The sequence below is a fragment of the Roseateles subflavus genome (genome assembly GCF_030285365.1).
GTDB lineage: Bacteria > Pseudomonadota > Gammaproteobacteria > Burkholderiales > Burkholderiaceae_C > Roseateles_B > Roseateles_B subflavus.
In genome coordinates this window covers 1-1,412 of the sequence record NZ_JASVDS010000018.1, presented here as the reverse complement: position 1 = coordinate 1,412, position 1,412 = coordinate 1, and the positions used below count along the sequence as shown (strand labels likewise).

The 1,412-nt window shown below is 61.8% G+C and carries 1 protein-coding gene; it reads left to right on the top strand.

The annotated features are described in order from the left end of the window. Window positions 1-75: 75 nt before the first annotated feature. The coding region (locus tag QRD43_RS22655) for a calcium-binding protein (RefSeq protein WP_285984790.1) at window positions 76-1,412 on the top strand (1,337 nt) is incomplete at its 3' end.

Below are 1,412 nucleotides of genomic sequence, written 5' to 3'. Positions count from 1 at the left end.
CGAGTGGACGTGGTGCAGTTCACGGACTTGGCCAGTACGGACGTCAAGTCGTTGGAGAGGCGCGGATCGGATCTGGTGCTGACGTTCAAGTCAGGTGACAGCCTGACAATGACGAAGTTCTATCACGCGGACAACTCCCCGGAATACAAAGTCGACCAGATCACGTTCTCCGATGGGGTGAGCTGGAACCAAGCGACGATCTTTGCAAAGACGATCACGCGCGGAACAGACGGGAACGATAGCCTGACGGGCTACAACGTGGGGCCGAACACGGTCCAAGCCCTGGGCGGTGATGACGTGCTGCAGGGCAGCAATCGCGACGACGTGCTGGACGGAGGAGCGGGCAACGACACACTGATCGGCGGCGAAGGCAACGACACGCTGATCGGTGGTGCCGGCAACGACACGCTGGATGGAGGCGCCGGCAGCGATACCTTCGTGTTCGCGTCGGGCTTCGGTCAGGACGTGCTGAACGAGAACGACTGGGGCGGTGGCCGAGTGGACGTGGTGAAGTTCACGGACCTGGCCAGCACCGACGTCGAGTCGTTTGAGCGACGCGGATCGGATCTGGTGCTGACGTTCAAGTCCGGTGACAGCCTGAAGCTGGTTGACTTCAACCTTGCCAGCAACTTCCCGGAGCGCAAGATCGACCGGATCGAGTTCAAAGACGTGATCTGGGATCAGTCGACGATTCTGCGCAACGCGACGGGGACGCCGGACGGCGATGTCATCGCCGGCTACGCGATTGACGACGTCCTGGACGGCAAGGCCGGCGACGACGTGATCAACGGCAATGCGGGAAATGACCTGCTCAAGGGGGGCGAAGGCGCTGATCAGCTGCTGGGTGGCGAAGGTGACGACACGCTGATCGGTGGTGTCGGCAACGACACGCTGGACGGCGGTTTCGGCAGCGACACCTTCGTGTTCGCATCGGGCTTCGGTCAGGACGTGCTGAACGAGAACGACTGGGGCGGCGGCCGAGTGGACGTGGTGAAGTTCACGGACCTGGCCAGCACCGACGTCGAGTCGTTTGAGCGACGAGGATCGGATCTGGTGCTGACGTTCAAGTCCGGTGACAGCCTGACGCTGGCAAAGTACTTCTACGCTGACAGTTCCCCCGAGTACAAGATCAATCAGATCCAGTTCACTGATGCGACCTGGGACCAGGCGATGGTGAATGGGATGGCCAGCGGTACTCGCGGCGATGACATTTTGCAGGGCACGGGGCTGAATGACGTGCTGGACGGCAAGGCCGGCGACGACGTGATCAACGGCAATGCGGGGAATGACCTGCTCAAGGGTGGCGAAGGCGCTGATCAGCTGCTGGGTGGCGAAGGCAACGACACGCTGATCGGTGGTGTCGGCAACGACACGCTGGACGGCGGCTTCGGCAGCGACACCTTCGTGTTCGC